This is a genomic window from Reyranella aquatilis, from assembly GCF_020880995.1.
GTDB lineage: Bacteria > Pseudomonadota > Alphaproteobacteria > Reyranellales > Reyranellaceae > Reyranella > Reyranella aquatilis.
Map to the genome: position 1 here is coordinate 98,592 of NZ_JAJISD010000009.1, position 25,540 is coordinate 124,131.

A 25,540-nucleotide genomic window follows, 5' to 3' on the forward strand; every position below is an offset into this window, starting at 1 on the left:
ATGCTCCTCCCCAGTCATCTGGGGAGGTGTCAGCGTCTTCGCTGACGGAGGGGGCGGGAGACTTTGACCCCTCCGTCGCCGTAAGACGGCGACACCTCCCCATTTGAATGGGGAGGAAGTTTATGGGGAGCGCGCAGGCGCTCCCGTTTCGTTTGAGGGTGTGACGGGATCGATGGAATATCTGCTGCTCCAGGTGCTGAACGGCGTCCAGCTCGGCCTGCTGATGTTCCTGCTCGCCGCCGGCCTGACCCTGACGCTCGGCATCATGGACCTGGTCAACCTGGCGCACGGCTCGCTTTACATGATCGGGGCCTACATCGCCTGGACCCTGATCGGCGTCACCGACTCCTTCGTGCTGGGCGCGCTGCTGGCGCTGCCCGCGACGTTCCTGGTCGGCGTAGCCGTGGAGATCGCCGTGATCCGGCGCCTCTATGCGCGCGACCATCTCACCCAGGTGCTGGCGACCTTCGGCCTGATCCTGTTCTTCAACGAACTGGTGCGGGCCCTCTGGGGACCCGGCGGCAAGAGCATCGCGGTGCCGGCCTTCCTCAATCGCACCATCGAGATTCTGCCGGGCGTCCCCTACCCCGCCTACCGCTTCGCCATCATCCTGGTCGGCGCCCTGGTGGCGATCCTGCTGGCCTGGCTGGTGGCGCGCACGCGGCTCGGCATGCTGATCCGCGCCGGCGCCTCCAACCGCCGCATGATCGGCGCCCTGGGCGTCAACATCGAGCTGCTGTTCAGCCTGGTCTTCGGCCTGGGCGCCGTGTTCGCCGGGCTGGCCGGCCTGATGGCGGCCCCCATCGCCTCCGTGCGGATCGGCATGGGCGACGACATCCTGATCCTCGCCCTGGTGATCATCGTCATCGGCGGCATCGGCTCGATCAAGGGCGCCTTCATCGCCGCCATGGTCGTGGGCCAGATCGACATCGTCGGCCGCGCCTTCCTGCCCGACATGCTGAAGACCTTCATGAGCTCCAGCGCCGCCTCGAGCGCGGCGCCCGCGATCTCGCAGGTGCTGGTCTACGTGCTGATGGCTGCGGTGCTGGTGTGGCGCCCGACCGGCCTGTTCGGCCAGCGCACATGATGGCGGCTCTCCGCACCCCGCGCGGCATCGCGACGGCCCTGATCCTGCTGGTGCTGGCGGCGCTGCCGCTGCTCACCCAGGCGTTTGATCAGCGCTATCTCCTGTCGATCGGCACGCGCATCATCATCTGGTCGATCGCCGCGGTCAGCCTCAACATGATCCTGGGCTATGGCGGGATGGTGAGTTTCGGCCACGCCATGTTCTTCGGCATCGGCGGCTACGCGGTCGGCATCCTGTCGGCGCACGGCGTCTCCAGCGGCTGGATCCAGTGGCCGGTCGCCCTGCTGGCTGCCACCGCCTGGGCGGCGCTGATCGGCCTGCTGTCGCTCCGGACGCGCGGTCTCTACTTCATCATGATCACGCTCGCCTTCGCCCAGCTCGTCTACTACGTCGGCAGCGGGCTCGAAGCCTATGGCGGCGACGACGGGCTCAACATCAGCCGCAGCCGCTTCCCGGGCCTGATCGACCTGCGCGACAAGGCGAGCTTCTACTGGCTGTGCTTTGCGCTGCTGTGCGCCAGCCTGTGGTTCTGCAGCCGCTACGCCAACTCCCGCTTCGGCCTCGTGATCCGCGGCGCCAAGTCCAACGAGCTGCGCATGACCGCGCTGGGCTTCCCGGTGTTCCGCTATCGATTGGCCGCATTCACCATCGCCGGCGCGCTGGGCGGCCTCTCGGGCATCCTGCTGGCCAACGAAGGCGCCTACATTTCGCCCGCGATGATGTCGTGGATGAAGTCGGGCGATCTCATCGTCATCATCGTGTTGGGCGGCATGGGCACGCTGTTCGGCCCGCTCTACGGCACCATCGCCTTCTTCGTGCTGGAAGAAGCGCTGCCGCCGGTCCTCAACCTCGTCCACAAGGGCTGGGGCGAATACTGGATGATCGTGTTCGGCCCGCTGCTGGTCCTGATCGCGCTCTATGCGCGGGGCGGCATCGATTCGCTGCTGGGGCGGCGCCATGACTGAGCCTGCCATGAAGGAGCCGCTGCTGCGCACCGAGCGCCTGGTGAAGCGCTATGGCGGCCTGCTGGCGACCGACAATGTCTCGATCGACGTGCGGCCGGGCGAGATCCACGCCCTGATCGGTCCGAACGGCGCCGGCAAGACCACGTTGGTGCACCAGCTTACAGGAGTCGTCGCCCCGGACTCCGGCACGATCCACTTCGCCGGCCATGACATCACCCGCCTCCCCACCCATGCGCGCGTCCGGCTGGGCCTCGGCCGCTCCTTCCAGATCACGTCCGTGCTGCGCGAGTTCACGGCGCTGGAGAACGTGGCGCTGGCGGTGCAGGGCCATGCCGGCCATTCCTTCCGCTTCCTCGCCGATGCCCGCCGCGACGAGACCCTGCGCGCACCCGCCCGCCGCCTGCTCGACGAGGTCGGCCTCGGCGCCCGAGGCAGCGTACTCGCCTCGGCGCTCAGCCATGGCGAGCAGCGCCAGCTCGAACTCGCGATGGCGCTGGCCGGCGATCCGACCGTGCTGCTGCTCGACGAGCCGATGGCCGGCATGGGCGTCGAGGAGAGCCAGCGGCTGATCGGTTTCCTGCGGGCACTGAAGCAGAAGCATGCCATGCTGCTGATCGAGCACGACATGGACGCCGTGTTCCAGCTCGCCGACCGCATCACCGTGCTGGTCTACGGCCGCGCCATCGCCAGCGGCACACCCGGCGAGATCCGCGCCAACGCGGAGGTGCGTCAGGCCTATCTCGGCGAGGAGATGGCCTGATGCTGAAGGTCCGCGACCTCGACGCCTTCTACGGGCCGAGCCAGGCGCTGTTCGGCATGGAACTGGCCATCGAGGCCGGCCAGGTCGTGACCCTGATGGGCCGCAACGGCATGGGCAAGACGACCACGGTGCATACGATCATGGGCCTGATGCCGGCCCGTCGCGGGACGGTCGAGTTCGAGGGGGCGCGAGTCGACGGCCTTCCCGCCTTCCGCATCGCCCGGCTCGGCCTCGGACTGGTGCCCGAGGGGCGGCAGATCTTCCCCAACCTCTCGGTCCGCGAGAACCTCGTGGCCGCCAGCGCCAACCGCACCGCCCGGCCGAACCCGTGGACCATCGCCCGCGTCTTCGAGTTCTTCCCTCGCCTGGCCGAGCGCCAGCGCAACATGGGCAACCAGCTCTCCGGCGGCGAGCAGCAGATGCTGGCGATCGGCCGCGCCCTGATGACCAACCCGAAGCTGCTGATCCTCGACGAGGCCACCGAGGGTCTGGCGCCGCTGATCCGCCAGGAGATCTGGTCCTGCCTTGCCCGGCTGAAGAGCGAGGGCCAGGCAATCCTGGTCATCGACAAGAACGTGTCGGCGCTCATTCCCCTCGCCGACCGCCACCACATCGTCGAGAAGGGCCGCGTCGTCTGGGCCGGTTCTTCCCAGGCGCTGGCCGGGGACAAGGACCTGCAGCACAGGTATCTTGGCGTCTGATCCTGCGGAGTTGCCGATGCGTCTGCTTGCCGTTGCCTCCCTGCTTGCCTCTGCCCTTGCCCCTCCGGCCTTCGCCCAGGGCTCGGTGAACGTCTACAACTGGTCGGATTACATCGCCGAGGACCAGCTCAAGGACTTCGCCAAAGACACCGGCATCAAGGTCAACTACACGACCTACGACAGCAACGAGATCCTCGACGCCAAGCTCAGGACCGGCAAGTCGGGCTACGACATCGTCGTGCCGACCGCCTCGCCGTTCTTCGTCCGCCAGCTCCAGGCCAACATCTTCCTGCCCCTCGACAAGTCGAAGCTGAAGAACTGGAACAACCTCGATCCCGAGATCATGAAGGCGCTGGCCGCCTACGATCCAGGCAACGCCCATGCCGCTCCCTGGATGTGGGGCACGATCGGCATCGGCTACAACGTCGCCGAGATCAAAAAGCGCCTGCCGGATGCGCCGGTCGATTCGCTGCGCATGATCTTCGATCCGGCGGTCGTCTCGAAGTTCCAGGATTGCGGCGTGATGCTGCTCGACAGCGCCACCGACATGCTGCCGGCCGCGCTCAAGTATCTCGGCCTCGATCCCGATTCGAAGAAGCCCGAGGATCTCGCCAAGGCGGCCGATGTCATCAAGGCCGTGCGGCCCTATGTCCGCAAGTTCCATTCGTCGGAGTACATCAACGCGCTGGCCGGCGGGAACATCTGTCTCGCCTTCGGCTTCTCCGGCGACATCTTCCAGGCGCGCGACCGGGGCGCCAAGGCCGCCAGCAAGGTCGAGATCGAGTACGCGATCCCGAAGGAAGGCGCGATGCTCTGGATCGACGTCGTCGCCATTCCCAAGGACGCGCCGAACCAGGCCAACGCCTACCGCTTCCTCGATTTCATGCTGGAAGCCAAGGTCGCCGCGGCCTCGACCGAACTCACCGGCTACGCCAACGGCAACAAGGCGGCCTTCGCGCTGCTGCCGAAGGACATTTCGGAGAACCCGCTGATCTATCCCCCTCAGGACGTGCGCGCGAGATTCTACACGATCACCGCCGGCACGGCCGAACAGACGCGCGAGCGCACGCGCCTGTGGACCTCGGTGAAGACGGGTCGCTGAATTGAGCATTGCTTCTCGCGACGGTCCGATCGTCCGCATCGAGGGTCTGACCAAGCGATTTGGACCGATCGTCGCCGTCGATCGCGTCGACCTGGAGATCGCGCGCGGCGAGCTGTTCGCGCTGCTGGGCGGCTCGGGCTGCGGCAAGACCACCCTGCTGCGCATGCTGGCGGGCTTCGAGACGCCCGACGCCGGCCGCCTCTTCATCGACGGCCAGGACATGACCGACGTGCCGCCCTACCGGCGGCCGGTGAACATGATGTTCCAGTCCTATGCCCTGTTCCCGCACATGGATGTGGCGGCGAACGTCGGCTACGGGCTGCGCCGCGACGGGGTGAAGGCGCCCGAGATCGCCGCGCGGGTCGCGGAGATTCTGGAGCTGGTGCATCTGCAGGACCACGCCAGGCGCAAGCCGTCGCAGCTTTCCGGCGGCCAGCGTCAGCGGGTGGCGCTCGCACGCGCGCTGGTGAAGCGGCCAAAGATCCTGCTGCTGGACGAGCCGCTCGCCGCACTCGACCGCAAGCTGCGCGAGGCCACGCGGTTCGAAATGGTGCGCCTGCAGGAGCAGCTCGGCCTCACCTTCGTGATGGTGACGCACGACCAGGAAGAGGCGATGTCGATGGCGACCCGGCTCGCGGTGATGAACGCCGGCCGCATCGTGCAGATCGGCACGCCGCACGCGATCTACGAACATCCGGTGTCGCGCTTCGTCGCCGACTTCATTGGCATCGCCAACATACTCGCCCTGCCGGAAGGCGGCTGGATGGCGCTGCGTCCGGAGAAGATCACGCTCGCGGCCGCGCGGCCCGACCTGCCGCAGTCCGTTTCCGGCAGGATCGTAGACCTCGCCTATGAGGGAGATCGCTCGCTCTACCATGTCGCGACCGAGCCGCATGGCACGATGATCGTCTCGACAGCCAACACCAGCCGCGCCGCCGGCGGCGCCTTCTCGCGCGGACAGCAGGTGTGGCTGGGCTGGGCCGACGAGGCCGGCCAGCGGCTGGAGGCGTAGAGCGCTGATGAGCGAGATTGGATTGAGCCGAGCATTCCAGCACCGGCCTCACCCTGAGGAGCATCGCGCAGCGATGCGTCTCGTCGCGCGGAGCACCTCCGCGCTGGGGTGGGAACCGGCACCCTGCCTGTTGCCCATCCTTCGAGACGCGCCGCTTCACGGCGCTCCTCAGGATGAGGTAAGTGGGTCAATGTAAATGGAAGGACTCTAGGCGATGCGGTTCGTCATCGGCCTGCCCTTCCTGTGGCTCGGCCTCTTCTTTCTGCTGCCCTGCCTGCTGGTGCTGGCGATCGCGCTGGGCACCAACGCGCCCGATTCGGTGCCGCCGGTCGAGCTTGGATTCAGCTTCAAGAGCTTCGCGCTGCTCTTTTCCGACGATCTCTACCTCGCGGCCTGGCTCTCCTCGATCAGGATCGCGGCGACCTCGACGCTGGTCGCGCTGCTGCTGGGCTATCCCATGGCCTATGCCATCGCCCGTACCGCACCGAACCGCAGGCCGTTGCTGCTGATGCTGGTCGTGCTGCCCTTCTGGACCTCGTTCCTGATCCGCATCTACGCCTGGATGGGCCTGCTGGCCGACAACGGGCTGATCGAGCAGTTCCTGCGCTGGAGCGGCCTCGCCAGCAATCCCGGGACGATCCTCGGCACCGAATGGGCGGTGCATCTGGGCATCGTCTACGCCTACCTCCCGTTCATGGTCCTGCCGCTGTATGCCACGCTGGAGAAACTCGACGACAGCCTGCTCGAAGCCGCGGCCGACCTCGGCGCCCGGCCGCTCGCCGCCTTCCTCACCGTCACGCTCCCCCTATCGCTGCCGGGCATCGTCGCGGGTTGCCTGCTCGTCTTCATCCCGGCGGTCGGCGAGTTCGTGATCCCCGACCTGCTGGGCGGCACCGGGACCCTGATGATCGGCAAGGTCCTGTGGGACGAATTCTTCACCAATGGCGACTGGCCGCTCGCCTCGGCGGTGGCGGTCTGCCTGCTGGTTCTGCTGGTCGGGCCGATCGCGATCTTCCAACGCAACCAGGCGCGCAGCCTCGAGAAGCGATCATGAGGACGGACACATGACCGGCCGCGCCCGCTTCGCCTTCGGCATGCTGGCTTTCGGTTATGCCTTCCTCTACCTGCCGATCGCGCTGGTGATCGTCTACTCGTTCAACGAGTCGAGACTGGTCACCGTCTGGTCGGGCTTCTCGCTCAAATGGTGGCGAGCGCTGTTCGCCAACGAGGCGATGCTGGAAGCCGCCTGGCTGTCGCTGCGGATCGCGCTGGTGAGCGCGACCGGCGCCGCCCTACTGGGCCTCGCCGCAGGATATGCGCTGGTGCGCGCGCCGCGTTTCCCCGGCCGCACCCTGTTCGGCAGTCTCGTCGTGGCGCCGATGGTGATGCCCGAAGTGGTGATGGGCATTTCGATGCTGCTGCTGTTCGTCGGCTCCGAGCGACTGTTCGGCGGACCGGATCGCGGGTTCCTGACCATCGCCATCGCCCACACGACCTTCTCGGTCGCCTTCGTGGCGATCGTCGTGCAGGCCCGCCTCACCGACTTCGACCGGGCACTGGAGGAAGCCGCCATGGATCTCGGCGCCACACCCTGGGTCACCTTCCGCACCATCACGCTGCCGCTGATCGCGCCGGCCGTCGGTTCGGGCTGGCTGCTGGCCTTCACCTTGTCGTTGGACGACCTGATCCTGACCCAGTTCGTCGCCGGCGCGCAGTCGCAGACGCTGCCGATGCGCGTCTATTCCAGCGTCCGCCTCGGCGTCGACCCTCAAATCAACGTGCTCGCGACCATCGTCGTGACGATCGCCGCCTGTGCACTGGTTCTGTCCGGCTGGCTGACGCGGCGGAAAGTTTGAGCTAAGAATCCTCCGTCAGGGAGGAAAAAATGCCGCGTTCCGGAACGTCCAAGGCGTCGCGTCGTAATGTGCTGAAGGGGGTCGGTATGGCCACTATTGGTGCTTCGTTGCCGCCCGTCGGGTCGGCCCTGGCGCAAGGCGCACCGGCCGCCAAGGGGCCAAAACTTCTCGACATGGAAGGCAAGGCCAAGCTGGCGGTCCTGGGCGACAAGCCGCTCGTTGCCGAGACGCAGGCCGAACTGCTGGACGACAGCGTCACGCCGACGGCCAAGCTCTTCATTCGCAACAACGGCCAGGTTCCCGACGTCACTGGCGATCCCAAGGCCTGGAAGGTCAAGATCGACGGCGAGGTCAATACGCCGATGGAGATCACCGTCGGCGACCTCATGAGCAAGTTCCCCGCCGTCACCTACCAGCTCATGCTGGAATGCGGCGGCAACGGTCGCTCCTTCTTCACGCCGGAGGCGCGCGGCAACCAGTGGACCAACGGCGGCGCGGGCTGTCCGATGTGGACCGGCGTGCGCCTCGCCGACGTGCTGAAGGCCGCGGGCCTCAAGTCCTCCGCCGTCTATATCGGCAGTTACGGCGCCGATCCGACGCTGGCCGGCGACACGGACAAGCCTTCCATCTCGCGCGGCGTGCCGATCGCCAAGGCGATGGAGGAGCATACGCTGATCGCCTTCAAGCTGAACGGCCAGGACATGCCGCTCATCCATGGAGCCCCGGTCCGCCTCGTCATCCCCGGCTGGCCCGCGTCGGTGTCGACCAAGTGGCTGAAGCGCATCTGGGTGCGCGACAAGGAACACGACGGTCCGGGCATGGGCGGCTTCTCGTACCGTGTGCCGAAGAAGCCGATCGTGCCCGGCAGCAAGGGCGACGAGAAGGACATGGCGATCCTGGAATCGATGCCCGTCCGCTCGGTGATCACCTTCCCGGCCGACGGCACGCGTCTCACATCGCGCAAGCTCGACCTGCGCGGCCATGCCTGGGCCGGCGACTTCGACATCAAGACCGTCGACATCTCGACCGACTACGGCGTCACCTGGAAGCCGGCCAAGGTCGATGCGCCCGCCAACAAGTATGCCTGGCAGAACTTCAGCGCGTCGATCGAACTGCCGACCACGGGCTACTACGAAGTGTGGGCCAAGGCGACGGACAGCAAGGGCGTGACGCAGCCCTTCCAGGCCGCCAACTGGAACCCGCAGGGCTACGGCGCCAACCCGATCAACCGCATCCGGGTGCTCGTCGAATCTTGAGCCAGCTCAATGTCATCCACGCCGCCGTCATCGGCTTGGCGGCGACGTTCGTAGTGCTCGCCTTCGACCGCGCCGGCGAACTGCGCAAGGACCAGTACGTCTATGTGCCGCCGGCGCCCAAGGTGGCGGCGGCACCGGCCGCCGTCGATCCCGACAAGGGCAAGCCGCCGCCGCACAATGACAAGGTCGAGGATCTGCCCGAGGGCAAGAATCGCGAACTGACTTTCTATACCTGCACGGCCTGCCATGGCGTGGCGTTGATCAAGGCACAGGGCCTGACGCGCGACCTCTGGGATTCGACGCTCGACCTGATGGTCGAGAAGCATCGCATGCCGCCGATCAAGCCGGAGGAACGCACCGAGATCCTCGACTATCTGGCCGAGCAGTTTCCGCCGCGGCGCAAGGGCCGTGGCTCCGACAATCCGTTCCTGAAATAGTCACCCAACCGCCTTCGCCCACTTCTCCGACCAGAGGTGCAGCGGCAGGAACAGCTGCAGCAACTCGCTGCCCAGCGCCGTGAGACGGTAGCCCGTCGCCTCGTCGAGCTCGACCAGCCTGGCCTCGCGCAGTTCGGCCAGCCGTGTGTTCACGATGGTCGGGCTGGCGCCGATCAGGTCCTGCAGCTCGCGGAACCTCCGGGGCTCCTCGCGCAGTTCCCAGACGATGCGCAGCGTCCAGCGCCGGCCCAGCAGGTCGAGCAGCGCCATGATCGGGCGGCCGGTCGTCGAGCCGCGCACGCGCTTCACCATCTATTTCACTCCGTTACTACAGTTTCTGTAGCGATTCGCCGTCACTGATGCTACGGAAACTGTAGCACTTTCACCGGAGACTTTCATGCCCCGCATCGCACCTGCCGAAGCGCCCTATCCGCCGCAGATCGCGGCCTCCCTGGAACGCATCATGCCGGCGGGCGTGGCGCCGCTGGTCCTGTTCCGGACGATGGCGCGCAACCCGCGCGTCTTCGAGAAGATGTTTGCGGGCGGACTGCTCGACAAGGGCACGCTGTCCCTGCGCCAGCGCGAACTGGTGATCGACCGCACGACGGCGCGGCTCGGCGCCGAGTATGAGTGGGGCGTCCACATCGCCTTCTTCGCGGAGAAAGTCGGGCTCGATGCCCAGCAGATCGCGGCGATCGTCCACGGTCCCGCCGATGCACCCTGCTGGTCGGCCGAAGAGCAGGCCCTGCTGGCGGCAGTCGACGATCTTGTCGAGCAGCGCACGCTCGGCGAGGCTTCATGGTCGACGCTCTCGGCGCATTTCGACGAGGCCCAGATCCTCGAAGTGATCGCGCTTGCGGGCTACTATCACACGATCAGTTTCTTCTGCCGCGCCCTCGACCTGCCGCTCGAAGCCTACGGCGCGCGCTTTCCTAGCGCCTCGCCTTCGTGAGACGGTCGATCCCGAGGATCAGCAGCCCGAAGACGAGGCCCCAGAAGGCCGAGCCGACGCCCATCAGCGTGACGCCCGAGACGGTGACGGCCAGCGTGCCCGCCGCCGCCAGGCGGTCCTGGTCCCCCGCCAGCGCGATGCCCAGCGCGCCCGCCGTGGAGCCCAGCAAGGCGGTGCCCGCGACGGTCGCGAGCAGCGCCGGGGGCAGCGCCCCGAACAGGCCGACCAGCGAGGCGCCGAACAGGGCGATGAGTCCCCAGAAGATCGCGTAGAAGGGACCTGCCTTCCACCGTTGCGCCGGATCGGGATGGGCATCGGGGCCGGTGCATAGCGCCGCGGAGATCGCCGCCAGATTGGAGGTGTGCGCCCCGAGGAACGCCGTCCCCAAAGACGCCGCACCGGTGACCACGAGGATGGGCTGTGTCGGCGGCTGATAGCCCGAACCGCGCAGCACCGCGAACCCTGGAAGGTTCTGCGAGGCCATCGTCACGAGATAGAGCGGCACGCCCAGCCCGATCAGAGTGGCGATGTCCCACACGGGTGCAGTGACGACCAGCGTGGACAGGCCGATCGGCGGCAGCGGCTTCACCAGGCCCAGCGACCAGGCGAGCGATGCGCCCGCCACCAGCACGATCAGCGACACCAGCGCCGGGAAGAAGGCGCGCGCCACGAGGAACAGCGCAATCAACGGCAGGACCAACAGGGGCGAGGTCGGCACGTGCTCGACCATCGCCATCACAAGGCGCAGCAGGATGCCCGCCAGCATGGCGGCGGCGATACTGGCCGGGATCTTCTCGATCAGCCGTCCGATGGGACGCACCGCCGCCGTAAGGAGGATCAGCAGCGCCGCCAGCACGAAGGCGCCGACCGCCGCCGCGAAGTTCGGCACACCGGCGGTGGAGGCGATCAGCGCGGCGCCCGGCGTCGACCAGGCGGTGATGATCGGCATGCGGTAGCGGACGCTGAGCAACAGCGCGCTCGCCGCCGTGGCGAGGCCCAGCCCCGACACCCACGAACTCGCCTGATCGGGCGTCGCCCCCACCGCCTGCGCCGCCGCCAGCACGACGGGCAGGGTGCCGCCCACGCCGGCAATCGTCGCGACCAGGGCGGCGGCCGCGACGGAGATCAGACCGGTGGATTTCAAAGGCGCACGCCTGTCGATTTCAAAGCCGCTGTTATCCCGAGCCGCAGGCTCGGGACCTTTACTCGATAACGCGAAAGGTCCCGAGCTGCGATCGGGATGACAAGAGAGGCTGGTTGCTCAGCCTGCGCCAAATCAGGCATTCGCGCGCTCGACCATGGCCTGCAGCAGGATCTGCGCCCCGGCGCCGACGTCGCTCTTGCTCGCGTCCTCGATCTCGTTGTGACTGACGCCGTCCTTGCAGGGCACGAACACCATGGCGGTGGGCGCAACGCGGCTGACATAGCAGGCGTCGTGGCCGGCGCCGCTCACGATGTCCATGTGGGGATAGCCCGCCTGCTCGGCGCCGCGTCGCACTGCGTCGACCAGCTCCTTCGCGAAGGGAGACGGCGGGAAATACCAGATCTGCTCGATCTTCACCTCGAGCCGGTGCCGCTTTGCGATGTCCGCCGCGGCGGCGCGCATCTCGGCATCCATCTTCGTCAGTTCGGCATCGTCGGGATGACGGAAATCGACCGTCATGAAGACGCGGCCGGGAATGGTGTTGCGCGCCTGCGGCTGGCTTTCGATCACACCGATGGTCGAGCGGCCGTTGGGACGGTTACCGATGCTGCGCGCGGCGACGATCAGTTCCGCCGCACCGACCAGCGCGTCGCGGCGGCCTTCCATCGGCGTCGTGCCGGCATGGCTCTCCATGCCGGTCCAGTTGATCTCGTACCAGCGCTGGCCCTGTGCGCCGGTGACCACGCCGATTGTCTTCTTCTCGCGCTCCAGGATCGGCCCCTGCTCGATATGCGCCTCGAAGAAGGCGCCGATCGGGCGGCCGCCCACCGGCTCCTTGCCGTCGTAACCGATCTGCTTCAGCGCCTCGCCGAACGTGACGCCGTCGCGATCCTTGATCGAGAGCGCATGTTCGAGGGTGAAGGCGCCGCCGAACACGCCCGACGCGACCATCGCCGGCGCGAAGCGGCAGCCTTCCTCGTTGGTCCAGACCGCGACCTCGATCGGCGCCTCGGTGACGTAGTTGGAATCGTGCAGCACGCGCAGCACTTCGAGCCCGGCCATCACGCCATAGGCGCCGTCGAACTTGCCGCCGGTCGGCTGGGTGTCGAGATGGGAGCCGGTCATCACCGGCGGCCGGGACGGATCGCGGCCCTCGCGGCGGGCGAAGACGTTGCCGAGCTGGTCGACCTTGATCGTGCAGCCCGCTTCCTTCGCCCAGCGCACGAACAGGTCGCGCCCCTGCCGGTCGAGATCGGTCAGCGCGATGCGGCAGACGCCGCCCTTCTCCGTGCCGCCGATCTGGCCCAGCTCCATCAGGCTCGACCACAGCCGGTCGTGATCCACACGCAGATTGGGACGGTCGCTGGCGGTCATGGGCTACGGACTCCGGGGTGGGACAAGCCCAGACCATAGCAAATGCCAGCCAGCGAAACGAAGCGCTTGAGCGCACCTGCGTCGTCTTGCATGGGTTGGGGCCAGGAGGAAATTCATCGCATGCTTCCGCTGTCCGACACGCTCGTTCTCGACCTGACGCAGGTCATCGCCGGCCCCACCGCCGGCCAGATCCTGGGCGACATGGGGGCCGACGTGATCAAGGTCGAGCCCCTGAACGGCGAGCACTTCCGGCCGCATTTCGGCGGAGCGTGGGTCCCCTCGATGAACCGCAACAAGCGGGGCCTGGCGATCGATCTGCGCACGGACGGCGGCAAGGATGTGCTGATGCGGCTCGTCAAGAAGGCCGACGTGTTCATGGAAGCCTTCACCCCGGGCGTTATCGACAAGCTGGGCTTCGGTTGGGATGTCGTCTCCAAGGTCAATCCGCAGGCGATCTATGCCTCGATCTCGGGCTACGGACAGACCGGCCCCTACGCGCCGCGCGCCGGCTACGATCCCTGCATCCAGGCCGAGATCGGCCTGATGGATGCGACCGGCCCCTACCAGGGCGAGATGTGCCGCGTCGGCACCGCGCCGATCGACTATTCCACGGGCCTCGCCTGCGCCGGCGGCATCGCCTTCGCACTGCTGCACCGGATCAAGACCGGCAAGGGCCAGCGGCTCGACCTGTCGCTGTTCGACGTCGGCATGCACCTGATGAGCCACTGGATCACCAACCACGGGCTGACCGGCGAGAACCCGGAGCGCATGGGAACCTCGAACACGATCCTCTGCCCGCTGCGCGTCTTCCCGACCAAGACGCAGCCCGTGTTCGTGGCCGGCACCAACGACGCCTTCTGGCGCCTCCTCTGCACCGCGCTCGGCCGGAAGGACTGGCTGGACGACGAACGCTTCAAGACCAACGCCGGCCGCGTCGCCCATCGGGCACTCCTCGAAGGGATGATCGAAGCCTATTTCCTCGAGCACACGGCCGACGAGCTGCTCGAAAGACTGATCCCCGCCGGCATGCCCTGCTCTGCCGCCTACAAGGTGAGCGACGTGATGGCGAGCGAGCATGCCAAGGCGCGTGGCAGCGTGCTGGAGATCGACTATCCGGGCATCGGCCCGGTGAAATCGGCCGCCAACCCGATCAAGCTCTCCGCTGCGCCTGTGGAAACGCGCCAGAAGTCGCCCGCCGTCGGCGAACACACGGTCGAGATCATGCGCGAGGTGGGCTATAGCGATGACGAGATCGCCACCCTCAAGACGGCCAAGGCCATCGCCACGACCTGAGGTCCTCCCGTGAAGATCGTCTATTCCGAGAAGCACGCGCAACACGATCCGCAGCACTTCGTGGTGCGCGGCACCAAGCAGCGCAGCGCCGAGCAGCCCGAACGCGCGACGCGCCTGCTGACGGCCGCCACGGAAGCGGGACACACGATCCTGTCGCCGCGTTCCTATGGTCCGGCACCGGCGGCCACCGTGCATACGCCGGATTATCTCGACTTCCTGCAGATCGCCGCGCGCGAATGGGCCAAGCTGCCGGGTGCGGGTCCGGAAGTGGTGCCCAACGTCCATCCGGCACGCGCCCATGCCTCCTATCCGAAGGCGCTGGCCGGCCGCGCCGGCTGGCATCAGGTCGATACGGGCTGTCCGATCGGGCCGCATACCTGGGAGGCCGCCCTCGCCGCCACCGAGGTCGCCGCCACCGTGGCCGACATCGTGCTGGAGGGCGAAAGCCACGCCTACGCGCTCTGCCGCCCGCCGGGCCATCACGCCTATGCCGACATGGCCGGCGGCTTCTGCTTCCTGAACAACACGGCGGTCGCGGCGCAACGCCTGCGCAGCCGGCACGAGCGCGTGGCGATCCTCGATGTCGACGTGCATCACGGCAACGGCACGCAGGGCATCTTCTACGAGCGCGACGACGTGCTCACCGTCTCGATCCACGCCGATCCCGACCACTACTATCCCTTCTTCTGGGGCCACGCCCGCGAGCAGGGAGACGGCAAGGGCCAAGGCTTCAACCTCAACCTGCCGCTGCCGCTCGGCTCGCCGGACGCGCCGTGGCTCGAAGCCGGCGACAGGGCGCTGGCGCGCATCAAGGAATTCCAGCCGACGGCGCTCGTGGTGGCGCTCGGCCTCGACGCCAGTGAGAGCGACCCGCTGCAGGGGCTCAAGGTCACCGGCGCGGGCTTCCACGCCATGGCCGAGAAGATCGCGCGCCTCGGCCTGCCGACGGTGCTGGTCCAGGAAGGCGGCTATCTCGGCGACGATCTCGGCCGCAACCTCGTGCAGTTCCTGGCCGGCTTCGAGAAGGGACGCAGCTAGCGGCTCATGCTCAACGCGGCGGCGGCCAGCTCCGCGATCGCAACGTCGCGCTTCGGTATGGCGCCGTCCTCCAGCATCCAGACGACGGACAGGCCGGCCAACGCGAGCGTCCATTGCAGCAGGCGGGTGCGATCGAGTGACGCCATCTCGACGATCACATCGACCTGACGGATGAATCGGTCCGGTCTCAGCGCGATCTCGTCGTCTGGATTTCGCAGGAGATTGACGTAGTCGAAGGTGCGCTCACCGAGGAGTCCCTTGGGATCGATGGCGATCCAGCCACGCGCGCCCGCATCCAGCACATTCTCGTGATGGATGTCGCCGTGCAGCACACGAGGCTCGCGCTGGTTGGCCAGCAGATCGCGGGCAACGGTGCGGGCCCCGGCGATCAGCTCCCCGCGATCCGATGCCTCCAACAACGGCGCGAACCAGACCTCGAGCGGCACGAGGTCGGCAGGCGGCGGCGCTCGATGATCGTGCAGACGTCTCGTAGCGACGCAGAGGATGCGCGTCGCCTCGTCGTCCTTGTCGCCGCCCGCCCGGGCCATCGCAGCCAGCGAACGCGAGCCGGTGGCGCGTTCGAGCAGCAGCACGCCGTCATCCTGGGCCAGCACATGGGCCGCGCCATTGCCGCTCCACCAGGCCATCAGCCTGCCGCCGCGCTTCTCTTCCGGTTCGTGCGCGATCTTCAGCATCGCCGGCACGCCAGCGCAGCGTACGGGCAGGAGAAGACTGCTGCGGGTCTTCAGCGGCTCGCCGTCGGCCTCGAGAGTCCAGCGCGCAAGCCAAAGTGCGGGGTCTACCGGCTCAATCCCCGCCATTCCCGCCGACGACGTAGACGGTGAGTTTCTCGGGCAGCGTGTCGTGCGCCACCTCGATGGTGCGGCGATCGGGCCAGATGAAGACGGCGTCCTGGTCGCGCATCAGTTCCTCGAAGCGCGCGACCTGGCCGCGTCCCCAGTAATGCATGGGCAGCACGATGCGCGGCTGGATCTGGCGAACGACCTCGACCATCACCGGCAGGCCGACCGTGTAGGCGCCGTCGATCGGCACCATCAGCACGTCGATGCGGCCGAGCTCGTCGAGATGGTCCTTGGTCAGCCGGTGATGCAGGTGGCCGAGATGGGCGATGCAGAGATCGCCGATGGTGAAGGTGAAGATCGAGTTGCCGTTGATGCGCGCCGAGCCGCCGCCCCAGTCGCGCGCGTTGGTCGGCAGGTTCGCGACCTTGAGATCCTTCAGCTCGACGTCGTGGCGCGCCTCGGTGTCGCCGGCCTCGGTCGGCCAGCCGCGCAGCACGTAGGTGATCCCCTCCTCGGGCGTGTCGGTGTAGTGGGTGGAGTGCGCATTGTTCATCGTCACGATGTCGGGCTTGCGGCCGAAACCGTTCAGCCCGTTGTAGTCGGTGATGGCGCGCACGCCCTGCGGCGTGTCGATCTCGAAGCTGGCATGGCCGAGAAAGGTGATGATGGCGCGGCTGGCCGTATCCGCCGCCATCCGCGCGCCGTCGAGCGAGGCCATCTGCACGCCGCGGCCCTGCAGGGTGGGACCGAGTTCGACCAGGTTCTTCGAACAGCGGGCCAGCGCGGGGCCCGTCAGCAGGGCGAAGGCGGTGGCGCAGAGGGCGGCGAGGGACAGACGAAGAGTCATGGAGCCTCCGGAACAGGATGGCAGCTTCTCTCCGGATGCACTCGATATGCCAGCCCTTAGTCCCGTTGACTCACGATTGTGAAGCAACTAGAACAAAACAAGAACATTAATCCTCAGCCCGTTCCACCCGACCTGACGAGGGGGCGATGCCGGTCATTTCCCCGAATGTCTTTGCTTCTCCTGTTTCCCGGGCCGTTGCGGCCAACGACGCGGCTGCGTCGGTGCCGGCGACCTTGCGCGAAAAAGTGCGCCGGCTCGAGAGGGCGAACAGCGTCCAGAGGAGCGGCCGCGCCGCCTCGGTGAAGCTGGGAATTCCCGCCATCGACTCCCTGCTGCCCGAAGGCGGGCTGCTGACCGGCGCCCTGCACGAGATCGAGGCCGGCCCCGGCCCTTCCGGCCGCGTGGCACCGCACGACGGCGCCGCCCTGGGATTTGCGGCCCATCTGCTCGGCCGCTTCGGGCCGGGCACGATCCTGTGGTGTCGCCGCGCCGCCGGCCCATCCGACGCCATGCCCTACGCACCGGCGCTGTCTTCCTGGTTCGAGCCGGCGCGCCTGCTGATGGTCACGGCGCGACGCGACGAGGATCTCTTCTGGGCGATGGAGGAAGGGCTGCGCTGTCCCGGCATCGCCGCCGTGCTGGGCGAGACGCGCGCGTCCGATCCGACCGCCGGCCGCCGCCTGTCCCTCGCCGCCGAAAAGAACGGCGTTCCTGCCCTGCTGCTGCGCGCGCAGCCCGGAGCCCCGCAAAGCGTGTGCGCGACGCGCTGGCGGATTGTCTCCGCTCCCTCGGCCTCGACGCCGGGCCTCACCGATGTCGGTGCCGCGCGCTGGCGCGTGGAATTGCGGCGCAACCGCTTCGGCACGCCGTCCGCCGACGAAATCCCGTCCTGGCTCCTGGAGTGGAACGATGAAACGCATTGTCTCGCTGTGGTTCCCCAAGCTCTCCACGGACCGGCGGGCGCGCGCTTCGAAGAAAGACTGGTCGGATAGGGCTGCCGCCACCGTCGTCTGGCACGAGGGCTGCCCGCGTCTGGTCGCCATCAATCCGCACGCGCGGGCCGCCGGACTCCGTCCGCGCATGCGGCTGGCCGATGCGCGCGCGCTCCTGCCGGATCTCGTGACAGAGGCGGGCGAGCCGCAGGCCGACCTGCGTCTGGTCGAGGCGATCGCGGGCTGGTGCGACCGCTACACGCCCTGGGTGGCGATCGATCCGACGGGCGGCGCGCTCGCCCCGGACGTCGAAACGGCCTGCAGTGCCGGCGGATTCGGCGGCGATGCCGGCCTGCTGCTCGACGTGACCGGCTGTACGCATCTCTTCGGCGAGGGCGAGAGCGGCGAACGGGCGCTGCTGGCCGATCTGGTCACGCGCCTCAGCCGCCGCGACCTCTCGTGCCGGGCCGCGATGGCCGACACAGCAGGCGCCGCCTGGGCGCTGGCCCGCTTCGCCGAACGCCAGGCCGATCTCTTCTGCCCCGCCCGCGGCCAGCGCGATGCTCTCGCCGCCTTGCCGGTCGAGGGGCTGCGCCTTGAGCCGCCGATCCTGGAGACCCTGCTGAAACTCGGCCTGCGCCGCATCGGCGATCTCTACCCCATGCCGCGCGGGCCGCTCGTCCGCCGCTTCGGCGACCAGCTGCTGCGCCGCGTCGACCAGGCGCTGGGCACACTCGACGAACCGATCGAGCCGCGCCGCCTGCCGCCCGCTTTCCGCACGCGCCTCGCCTTCGCCGAGCCGATCGGCCGGGCCGAGGATATCGCCGCCGCGACCAGCCGCCTTCTCGCCGCCCTGTGCCGGCAGTTCGAGCAGGCCGGCGTCGGTGCGCGCCAGCTGGAGATCGCGCTCTACCGCGTCGACGGCTCGGTGGACCGCACCTCGATCGGCACCAGCCGGCCCAATCGCGACAATCCGAAACTGATGAAGCTGTTCGAGGAGAGGCTGGGCCAGCTCGATGCCGGCTTCGGCGTCGAATTGATGATCCTCTCCGCGCCCGAGGTCGAGGCGTGGAGCGGCACGCAGGACGCGCTCCCGGACCAGGACTCGCCCGGCATCGCCTCGGGCATGGACGGCACGATCGATCTCGCCGACCGGCTGGCGCTGCGCCTGGGTGCGGAGAATGTCGTGCGGCTGCTGACCCGCGACAGTCACCTCCCCGAGCGCGTCCAGATCGCGGCCCCCGTTTCGTCGAGCCCTGCCGCCGAGGGGGCGTGGCGCCGAATCGCGAACCTCAAGAACGCGCGGCCGACGCGCCTGCTGCAGCGACCCGAACTCGTCGAGGTCACCGCCTTCGTCCCCGACGATCCCCCTTCGATGTTCCGCTGGCGGCGGCATGCGCACCGCATCGTGCGCGCCGACGGGCCAGAGCGCATCGCCGACGAATGGTGGCGGCCGAGGCCCGACGGCAGTCGCCCGCCCGCCGCCACCCTGCCGCCGGTGCGCGACTATTACCGCGTGGAAGACGATGACGGCGGCCGCTTCTGGCTGTTTCGCGACGGGCCCTATCAGCCCGCCGCCAACGGCCAGCCGACGGCGCGCTGGTTCCTCCATGGTTTCTGCGCCTGAAGGGGGTGAGGGAAATGGAAGACGCAACAGAGACGGCAAAGGCGACGAACAAGCGCGGCATCACGCTCACCATTCGCGGCCTCGACACCGCGATCATCGACCGCCTGAAGGTCCACGCGCGTGCCAAGGGCCGGTCGCTCGAGGCCGACCTGCGCGACCTGCTGACCTATGCGTCGGGCCAGCCGCTGGTTCTCGACGCAGTGGCCGAGGCCGACCGCATCGCCGCGATGACGCCGCCGGCGCGCGTCGCCCCGATGGGAGGCGGCAAGTGATCGTCGTCGTCGATCCCGGCGTCGCCATCAAATGGTTCGTCGAGGAGCCGCTGCGACCGCAGGCGCGTTCGTTGCTGGCCAACCGGCACGAGGTGATCGCGCCCGACATCCTGATCGCGGGTGTCGCCGAGCTGGCGTGGAAAAAGACGACAAGCGGCGAGATCACGGTGGAGCAGGCCGAGCCCATCGTGCGCAACATCGCGCTGCCGTCCTTCGTCTCGGCCTTTGTCGAATCGCCGCAGCTACGCAATCGCGCGCTGGCCATCGCCCTGCAATGCAGTCGGCCGGTGCACGAATGCTTCTATGCCGCCTGCGCTGAATCGGCCATGGCCCCGCTGGTCAGCGCCGACGAGGAATTCCTGCAGGCGCTGAAGAACGAGGGCATTCCAGTACGCGTCGTACCGCTCGCCCGGGCGGATGAACTCATCGATCCCTGAGCCATGGACTACGCCGAGCTGCAGGTCACGACCAATTACAGCTTCCTGCGCGGCGGCTCGCATCCCCAGGAGCTGGTCGAGCGGGCGATCGAACTCGGCCATACCGCCATCGGAATCACCGACCGCAACACGCTGGCGGGGGTGGTGCGCGCGTTCGCGGCCTCGCGCGACGAGGAGAACCCGAAGGATCCGGCGTGCGACAGGATCAGGCTGCTGGTCGGCAGCCGCCTCGAGACACGCGACGGCTGCTCCCTGCTCGTCTATCCGACCGATCTCGAGGCCTACAAGCGCTTGTCCCGCCTGCTGACCCTGGGCAACAGGCGCGCGGAGAAAGGCCAGTGCGACATCGGCTTCGAGGATCTCGCCGGACATGCCGAGGACCTGCTGGCGATCGTGCTGCCGCCGCGCCGGCCGGAGGAACCCGCCTTTCTCGACCGGCTGCAGAAGCTTGCGGCGCTGTTCGCCGGCCGCTGCTATCTCGCGGCCTCCATGCTCTATCGCGGGGACGATGCGCGCCGCCTCGCCCTGCTCGACGATCTTGCGGACCGGCACGGGATCAAGCTCGTCGCCACCAACGACGTGCACTATCACGTGCCCGAACGACGCGCGCTGCAGGACGTGGTGACGGCCATCCGCCTCGGCTGCACCGTCGAGGCGCTGGGATTCCGCCGCTTCGCCAGCGCCGAGCGGCATCTCAAGTCTTCGGCCGAAATGGCGCGCCTGTTCCGCCGTCATCCGCACGCCATCGCCGCCACGCAGGAAATCGTGCAGCGCTGCTCCTTCTCCCTGCGGCAGCTCACCTATCAGTATCCCGTCGTCTACGAAGGCGGCGAGACGCCCATGGACAAGCTCATGCGCCTGACCTGGGAAGGCGCGAACTGGCGCTATCCCGGCGGCGTTCCCGAGAAGGTGGCGGGTACGATCCGCAAGGAATTCGCGCTCATCGACCTCAAGAAGATCGCGCCCTACTTCCTGACAGTGCATGAGATCGTGATGGAGGCGCGCCGGCGCGGCATCCTCTGCCAGGGCCGCGGATCGGCCGCCAATTCCGCGGTCTGCTACTGTCTCGGCATCACCTCGGTGAATCCCGACGAGACGGACGTCCTGTTCGAGCGCTTCCTGTCGAATTCCCGCAACGAACCGCCCGACATCGACGTCGATTTCGAGCATGAACGGCGCGAACAGATCATCCAGTGGATCTACGATACGAAGAGCCGGCACCGCGCCGCGCTGGCGGCCACGGTGATCTCCTTCAGGAGCCGCAGCGCCATCCGCGAGGTCGGCAAGGTGCTGGGCCTCTCGCCCGACACGGTGGGGGTGATGGCCGACACCGTCTGGGGCATGGGCGCCAGCGGCGTGAAGGCCGAACATGTGCGCGAGGTCGGCCTCGATCCGGCGGACCCGCGCATCATGCTGGCGCTCGAACTGTCGTCCGACCTGTGCGGCTTCCCGCGCCATCTCTCCCAGCATGTCGGCGGCTTCGTGCTGACCGAGGACCGGCTCGACGAACTGGTGCCGATCCAGAATGCGGCGATGGAGAACCGCACCGTCGTCGAGTGGGACAAGGACGATCTCGACGCTCTGGGGATCTACAAGGTCGACGTGCTGGCGCTCGGCATGCTGACCGCGCTGCGCAAGAGCTTTGCCCTCGTCGAAAAGCATTACGGAGAGAAGCTCACGCTCGCCATGCGTCCGGACGACAAGAATGTGTACGAGATGCTGTGCCGGGCAGACTCGGTGGGCGTCTTTCAGGTCGAGAGCCGGGCGCAGATGTCCATGCTGCCGCGCCTGAAGCCCCGGCAGTATTACGACCTCGTGGTCCAGGTGGCGATCGTGCGGCCTGGCCCCATCCAGGGCGGCATGGTCCATCCTTACCTGAGGAATCGCGCCAATCCCGACGCCGTCGACTATCCCGGGCCAAAGCTCAGGAAGGTACTCGAGCGAACGCTGGGCGTTCCCCTGTTCCAGGAGCAGGCGATGCAGATCGCCATCGACGGGGCGGGCTTCTCGCCGGAGAGGGCCGACGAGCTGCGTCGCGCCATGGCGACGTTCCGGCACAACGGCACCATCTACAAGTTCAAGATGCCTTTCATCGAGGGCATGAAGAAGAACGGCTACGGAGAGGATTTCGCCGAACGCTGCTTCAAGCAGATCGAAGGCTTCGGAGAATACGGCTTCCCCGAAAGCCACGCCGCCAGCTTTGCCATCCTGGTCTATGCTTCGTCCTACGTGAAGCACTACTACCCGGAGGTCTTCGCCGCGGCGCTGCTCAACTCCCAGCCGATGGGATTCTACGCGCCCGCCCAGCTGGTGCGCGATGCGCGGGAGCATGACGTCGACGTGCGCCCCCCCGACATCAATGCCAGCGACAGCGACTGCACCCTGGAGCCGGGAAAGAGCAATCGCTGCGCCCTGCGGCTTGGCTTGTGCCAGGTGACGGGGCTTTCCAAGGAGGCGGCCGATCAACTGGTCGCGCGACGCGGCGACCAACCCTATCGCGATCCCGCCGACCTGTGGCGGCGCAGCGGCCTCACCAAGCGGCAGATCGTGGCGCTGGCCCGGGCCGACGCCTTTGCCTCCCTGGGGCTGACGCGCCGCGACGTGTTGTGGGCGGTGCGCGGCTTCCCGGAGGGACAGTTGCCGCTGCTCGACACGCAGCCCGAAGCACGCGACCTCGAGCCCCCCGTCACCCTGCCAAGGCTGACCCTCGGCGAGCAGGTGGTGGACGACTACAGCAGCTTCTCGCTGTCCCTGCGCTCGCATCCGATGGAACTGCTGCGCGCGACCTTCGCGGAGCATGGGTTCTCCAGCACCGAGACGTTGAAGACGGCGAAGAACGGCGCGCTTCTCACCCTGGCCGGCCTCGTGCTGGTACGGCAGAGGCCGGGAACCGCCTCGGGCGTGGTGTTCGTCACCCTGGAAGACGAGTTCGGCGTGGCCAACCTCGTGGTCTGGCCCAAGGTGTTCGACTCCCATCGGCGTATCGTGATGGGGGCGCGCCTGATGGGCGTGCGCGGCCGCGTCCAGTGCGAGGGGAAAGACGACTACAAGGTGATCCATCTCGTCGCCGAGGAAGTGTGGGATCTCTCGGCCGATCTCGATTCGATCTCGGAACTGGACCTGTTCCACCTGACCAATGGCCGTGGCGACGCCGTCGCCACGGGCTCAAACGATCGCCGGGTGAAGACGCCGGAAGCCAACGCGACCCGCCACCGCTCGAGCCGGAGCGGTACCGCCAAGCCGGATTACGACCGCAACCGCATCGTGCTCGAACGGCCGAAGATCAGGATCGCGTCACGCGACTTCCACTGAAGCCGCCGCCCACCCTGCTTCGTCTCGATCGGGCCCTACTTCGTCTCGATCAGGAGTGACAGAAGACGCCGCATCGTCGGCATCAGGAACAGCATGATCGGGAACGCGACCATCCAGGACGCCATCCACGATTCCATCCAGCGGGCGAACATGCCCGGCTCGAAGCCGATGGCGCGAATCGTCGCGATTCCGGAAACCAGGAAAGTCATGACGAAGGTCAGCGCCAGCGGCATGGCGATGTGCATCGTACGGGCAGGGAGTTTCTTCACGGCGGGCCGGACAATATGGTACGGGCTTGGACCTCGTCCATCCCCGTCGCGGAAGCCCTCCCATGTCCCTTGCCCTCCCGTTCCAGACCGCCAAGCAGCTCGCCGCTGCGGTCCGGAAGAAGAAGATCGGCTGCCTGGAACTGCTCGACCTCTATCTGAAGCGGGTCGAGGCCTACAATCCCGAACTCAACGCCATCATCGCGACCGACATCGAGGGCGCCCGCAAGCGCGCCAAGGCGGCGGACCGCGCCGTCAGGGCCGGCAAGAAGCTCGGCCCCCTGCACGGCGTGCCCATGACGATCAAGGAATCCTTCGACGTCGCGGGTTTCCCCACCACCTGGGGCGATCCGGCCTTCAAGGACACGGTCGTCCAGCAGAACTCGCTGGTCACGCAGCGCATGCTGGATGCCGGCGTCACCCTGTTCGGCAAGAGCAACGTGCCGCTGAACCTCGCCGACTGGCAGAGCTACAACGAGGTCTACGGCTCGACCAACAATCCCTGGGATCTCGGCCGCACGCCGGGCGGCTCCTCGGGCGGCTCGGGCGCGGCGCTGGCCGCCGGCCTCACCGGCATCGAGGCGGGCAGCGACATCGGCGCCTCGATCCGCAACCCGGCCCATTATTGCGGCGTCTGGGGCCACAAGCCGAGCTGGGGCGTGGTCTCGCCGAAGGGCCATGCGCTGGCCGGCGCCGTCGCCTATGGCGATATCGGCGTGGTGGGGCCGCTGGCCCGGGGCGCGGAGGACCTCGAGATCGCGCTGACGGCGATGGCGGGCCCCGATTCGATCGACGGCCGTGGCTGGACGCTCAGCCTGCCGCGCTCGAAGAAGACGAAGCTGCGCGACTTCAAAGTGGCGGTGCTGCTGACCGATCCCAATGCCGAGGTCGACGATTCGGTGCAGGAGCAGATTTCGAAGCTCGCGGCCTTCCTCGCCAGGAACAAGGTCAAGGTGAGCGACAAGGCGCGGCCGGCCATCGACACGACGGAACTGAACGACGTCTATATCCGCCTGCTGAGGGCGGCGACCTCAGGCCGCATGAGCGACGCGGTCTACGAGCAGGCCGTGAAGGATGCGGCCAGCCTGCCGGCCGACGACATGAGCTACTTCGCCCAGATGCAGCGCGGCAATTCCCTGCCGCACCGGAGCTGGCTGCAGCTGAACGAGAAGCGTCACAAGATGCGCTGGGCCTGGGATGCCTTCTTCCAGGACTACGACCTGATGCTCTGCCCTGTCGCCGTGACGGCGGCCTTCCCGCACGACCAGGCGGGCCTGCGCCACAAGCGCACGATCGTCGTGAACAACAAGAAGGTGCCGGTCGTCGACCAGATCTTCTGGGCAGGCTACTCCGGCGTCACCTGGCTGCCGTCGACCGCCGCCCCGATCGGCCAGAGCAAGGAAGGCCTGCCGATCGGCGTGCAGATCATCGGACGCCAGTACGGCGACTACGAGTGCATCCAGTTCGCCAAGCTGCTGGAGAAGGAATATCGCGGCTTCGAGCCGCCGCCGGCCTATAGCTGAGCCCAGGAGACAGAATGTCCAAGGATATGGATCTCAAGAAGCACATCCGCTCGATTCCCGACTTCCCCAAGCCGGGCATCCTTTTCTACGACATCTCCACCCTGCTCGCGCATCCCAAGGCATGGCACACCACGATCGAGCGGCTGGCCGATCTCATCCGGCCGCACAAGCCCGACGTGCTTGCGGGCATCGAATCACGCGGCTTCCTGCTGGCTGCGCCGCTGGCGCTGGCGCTGGGCACGGGCTTCGTGATGTTGCGCAAGAAGGGCAAATTGCCGGGCATGACCGTGCGCCACACCTATGCGCTCGAGTACGGGACGGACACGATCGAGATCCAGCAGGATGCGGTGCACAAGGGCGCACGCGTCGTGCTGGTCGACGACCTGCTGGCGACCGGCGGCACGATGGCCGCTGCCGTCGAACTGCTGGAAAGCGTCGGCGCCGTGGTGCCCACGGCCGCCTGCATCATCGAGCTGACCTTCCTCGAGGGTCGCAAGAAGCTGAAGCCGCCGGTCGAAACGCTGCTGCAGTACGACAGCTAGAC

General features: G+C 67.6%; 26 protein-coding genes. 20 read left to right on the forward strand and 6 right to left on the reverse strand.

Features of this window, described 5'->3' with window-relative positions; genetic code table 11:
- Positions 1-172: 172 nt before the first annotated feature.
- From LJ725_RS20175 to LJ725_RS20220, 10 genes are all read left to right on the forward strand, one after another.
- Positions 173-1,087, forward strand: a complete 915-nt coding sequence (locus tag LJ725_RS20175) for a branched-chain amino acid ABC transporter permease (RefSeq protein ID WP_230552555.1) — start codon at positions 173-175, stop codon at positions 1,085-1,087.
- Positions 1,087-2,052, forward strand: a complete 966-nt coding sequence (locus LJ725_RS20180; RefSeq protein WP_230552765.1) for a branched-chain amino acid ABC transporter permease — start codon at positions 1,087-1,089, stop codon at positions 2,050-2,052. Before LJ725_RS20175 ends, LJ725_RS20180 begins: the two co-directional genes overlap by 1 nt.
- A gap of 7 nt (positions 2,053-2,059) precedes the next feature.
- Complete coding sequence (locus tag LJ725_RS20185) at positions 2,060-2,812, forward strand: ABC transporter ATP-binding protein (RefSeq protein WP_230552766.1); 753 nt, start codon at positions 2,060-2,062, stop codon at positions 2,810-2,812.
- Positions 2,812-3,513, forward strand: coding sequence for an ABC transporter ATP-binding protein (locus LJ725_RS20190; RefSeq protein ID WP_230552557.1), 702 nt, complete (start codon positions 2,812-2,814; stop codon positions 3,511-3,513). Before LJ725_RS20185 ends, LJ725_RS20190 begins: the two co-directional genes overlap by 1 nt.
- A gap of 16 nt (positions 3,514-3,529) precedes the next feature.
- A complete protein-coding gene (locus LJ725_RS20195; protein ID WP_230552558.1) occupies positions 3,530-4,615 on the forward strand; it encodes a polyamine ABC transporter substrate-binding protein in 1,086 nt (361 codons plus the stop codon).
- Between the two features lies 1 nt (position 4,616).
- Positions 4,617-5,627 carry an ABC transporter ATP-binding protein gene (locus LJ725_RS20200; protein WP_230552559.1) on the forward strand — a complete coding sequence of 337 codons (1,011 nt, stop codon included), beginning with the start codon at positions 4,617-4,619 and terminating at the stop codon, positions 5,625-5,627.
- A 214-nt stretch (positions 5,628-5,841) separates the two neighbouring features.
- Positions 5,842-6,681, forward strand: a complete 840-nt coding sequence (locus LJ725_RS20205) for an ABC transporter permease (RefSeq protein ID WP_230552560.1) — start codon at positions 5,842-5,844, stop codon at positions 6,679-6,681.
- Between the two features lie 10 nt (positions 6,682-6,691).
- Positions 6,692-7,483 (forward strand): ABC transporter permease, encoded by a 792-nt coding sequence (locus tag LJ725_RS20210; RefSeq protein WP_230552561.1) that lies wholly within the window; start codon positions 6,692-6,694, stop codon positions 7,481-7,483.
- A gap of 86 nt (positions 7,484-7,569) precedes the next feature.
- Positions 7,570-8,739, forward strand: a complete 1,170-nt coding sequence (locus LJ725_RS20215; protein WP_230552562.1) for a sulfite oxidase — start codon at positions 7,570-7,572, stop codon at positions 8,737-8,739.
- The gene (locus LJ725_RS20220) at positions 8,736-9,176 is read left to right on the forward strand and encodes a hypothetical protein (protein WP_230552564.1); all 441 of its coding nucleotides are present in this window, start codon (positions 8,736-8,738) and stop codon (positions 9,174-9,176) included. The genes LJ725_RS20215 and LJ725_RS20220 overlap by 4 nt, the downstream gene beginning before the upstream one ends.
- Here LJ725_RS20220 and LJ725_RS20225 read toward each other — a convergent pair whose 3' ends face one another.
- On the reverse strand, positions 9,177-9,488 hold the full coding sequence (locus tag LJ725_RS20225) for a winged helix-turn-helix transcriptional regulator (protein ID WP_230552566.1): 312 nt from the start codon (positions 9,486-9,488) through the stop codon (positions 9,177-9,179). It lies immediately after the preceding gene.
- Between the two features lie 85 nt (positions 9,489-9,573).
- Between LJ725_RS20225 and LJ725_RS20230 the strand changes: the two genes are divergently transcribed.
- Positions 9,574-10,128 (forward strand): carboxymuconolactone decarboxylase family protein, encoded by a 555-nt coding sequence (locus LJ725_RS20230; protein WP_230552568.1) that lies wholly within the window; start codon positions 9,574-9,576, stop codon positions 10,126-10,128.
- Here LJ725_RS20230 and LJ725_RS20235 read toward each other — a convergent pair.
- Together LJ725_RS20235 and LJ725_RS20240 are read right to left on the reverse strand one after the other, a co-directional pair.
- Complete coding sequence (locus LJ725_RS20235; RefSeq protein WP_230552570.1) at positions 10,109-11,272, reverse strand: benzoate/H(+) symporter BenE family transporter; 1,164 nt, start codon at positions 11,270-11,272, stop codon at positions 10,109-10,111. The two genes, LJ725_RS20230 and LJ725_RS20235, sit on opposite strands and share 20 nt — an antisense overlap.
- Before the next feature lie 132 nt (positions 11,273-11,404).
- Entirely contained in the window at positions 11,405-12,646 is a 1,242-nt protein-coding gene (locus tag LJ725_RS20240; RefSeq protein ID WP_230552572.1) for a Zn-dependent hydrolase, read from the reverse strand.
- A gap of 120 nt (positions 12,647-12,766) precedes the next feature.
- On the opposite strand from LJ725_RS20240, the gene LJ725_RS20245 reads away from it, so the two are divergent.
- Together LJ725_RS20245 and LJ725_RS20250 are read left to right on the forward strand one after the other, a co-directional pair.
- The gene (locus LJ725_RS20245) at positions 12,767-13,939 is read left to right on the forward strand and encodes a CaiB/BaiF CoA transferase family protein (protein WP_230552574.1); all 1,173 of its coding nucleotides are present in this window, start codon (positions 12,767-12,769) and stop codon (positions 13,937-13,939) included.
- Between the two features lie 9 nt (positions 13,940-13,948).
- Entirely contained in the window at positions 13,949-14,977 is a 1,029-nt protein-coding gene (locus tag LJ725_RS20250) for a histone deacetylase family protein (RefSeq protein WP_230552576.1), read from the forward strand.
- Here LJ725_RS20250 and LJ725_RS20255 read toward each other — a convergent pair.
- Both LJ725_RS20255 and LJ725_RS20260 read right to left on the reverse strand, forming a co-directional pair.
- On the reverse strand, positions 14,974-15,798 hold the full coding sequence (locus tag LJ725_RS20255; RefSeq protein WP_230552578.1) for an aminoglycoside phosphotransferase family protein: 825 nt from the start codon (positions 15,796-15,798) through the stop codon (positions 14,974-14,976). The genes LJ725_RS20250 and LJ725_RS20255 overlap by 4 nt on opposite strands.
- Positions 15,785-16,627, reverse strand: coding sequence for an MBL fold metallo-hydrolase (locus LJ725_RS20260; RefSeq protein ID WP_230552579.1), 843 nt, complete (start codon positions 16,625-16,627; stop codon positions 15,785-15,787). The genes LJ725_RS20255 and LJ725_RS20260 overlap by 14 nt, the downstream gene beginning before the upstream one ends.
- 146 nt (positions 16,628-16,773) lie before the next feature.
- Here LJ725_RS20260 and LJ725_RS20265 point away from each other — a divergent pair, with 146 nt between their 5' ends.
- The 5 genes from LJ725_RS20265 to LJ725_RS20285 are packed head-to-tail and all read left to right on the forward strand — an operon-like array spanning position 16,774 to position 23,207.
- Entirely contained in the window at positions 16,774-17,619 is an 846-nt protein-coding gene (locus LJ725_RS20265) for an ImuA family protein (RefSeq protein WP_230552580.1), read from the forward strand.
- Positions 17,537-19,186, forward strand: coding sequence for a Y-family DNA polymerase (locus LJ725_RS20270; protein WP_230552581.1), 1,650 nt, complete (start codon positions 17,537-17,539; stop codon positions 19,184-19,186). The genes LJ725_RS20265 and LJ725_RS20270 overlap by 83 nt, the downstream gene beginning before the upstream one ends.
- 14 nt (positions 19,187-19,200) lie before the next feature.
- On the forward strand, positions 19,201-19,458 hold the full coding sequence (locus tag LJ725_RS20275) for a FitA-like ribbon-helix-helix domain-containing protein (protein WP_230552582.1): 258 nt from the start codon (positions 19,201-19,203) through the stop codon (positions 19,456-19,458).
- Positions 19,455-19,895, forward strand: coding sequence for a type II toxin-antitoxin system VapC family toxin (locus LJ725_RS20280; RefSeq protein ID WP_230552583.1), 441 nt, complete (start codon positions 19,455-19,457; stop codon positions 19,893-19,895). The genes LJ725_RS20275 and LJ725_RS20280 overlap by 4 nt, the downstream gene beginning before the upstream one ends.
- Positions 19,896-19,898: 3 nt before the next feature.
- Entirely contained in the window at positions 19,899-23,207 is a 3,309-nt protein-coding gene (locus LJ725_RS20285; RefSeq protein ID WP_230552584.1) for an error-prone DNA polymerase, read from the forward strand.
- A 35-nt stretch (positions 23,208-23,242) separates the two neighbouring features.
- On the opposite strand, the gene LJ725_RS20290 is transcribed toward LJ725_RS20285, so the two are convergent.
- Positions 23,243-23,476, reverse strand: a complete 234-nt coding sequence (locus LJ725_RS20290) for a DUF2798 domain-containing protein (RefSeq protein ID WP_230552585.1) — start codon at positions 23,474-23,476, stop codon at positions 23,243-23,245.
- 62 nt (positions 23,477-23,538) lie between these two features.
- Here LJ725_RS20290 and LJ725_RS20295 point away from each other — a divergent pair, with 62 nt between their 5' ends.
- Positions 23,539-24,996, forward strand: coding sequence for an amidase (locus LJ725_RS20295; RefSeq protein WP_230552586.1), 1,458 nt, complete (start codon positions 23,539-23,541; stop codon positions 24,994-24,996).
- 14 nt (positions 24,997-25,010) lie between these two features.
- Entirely contained in the window at positions 25,011-25,538 is a 528-nt protein-coding gene (locus tag LJ725_RS20300) for an adenine phosphoribosyltransferase (protein ID WP_230552587.1), read from the forward strand.
- The last annotated feature ends 2 nt before the right edge of the window (positions 25,539-25,540 follow it).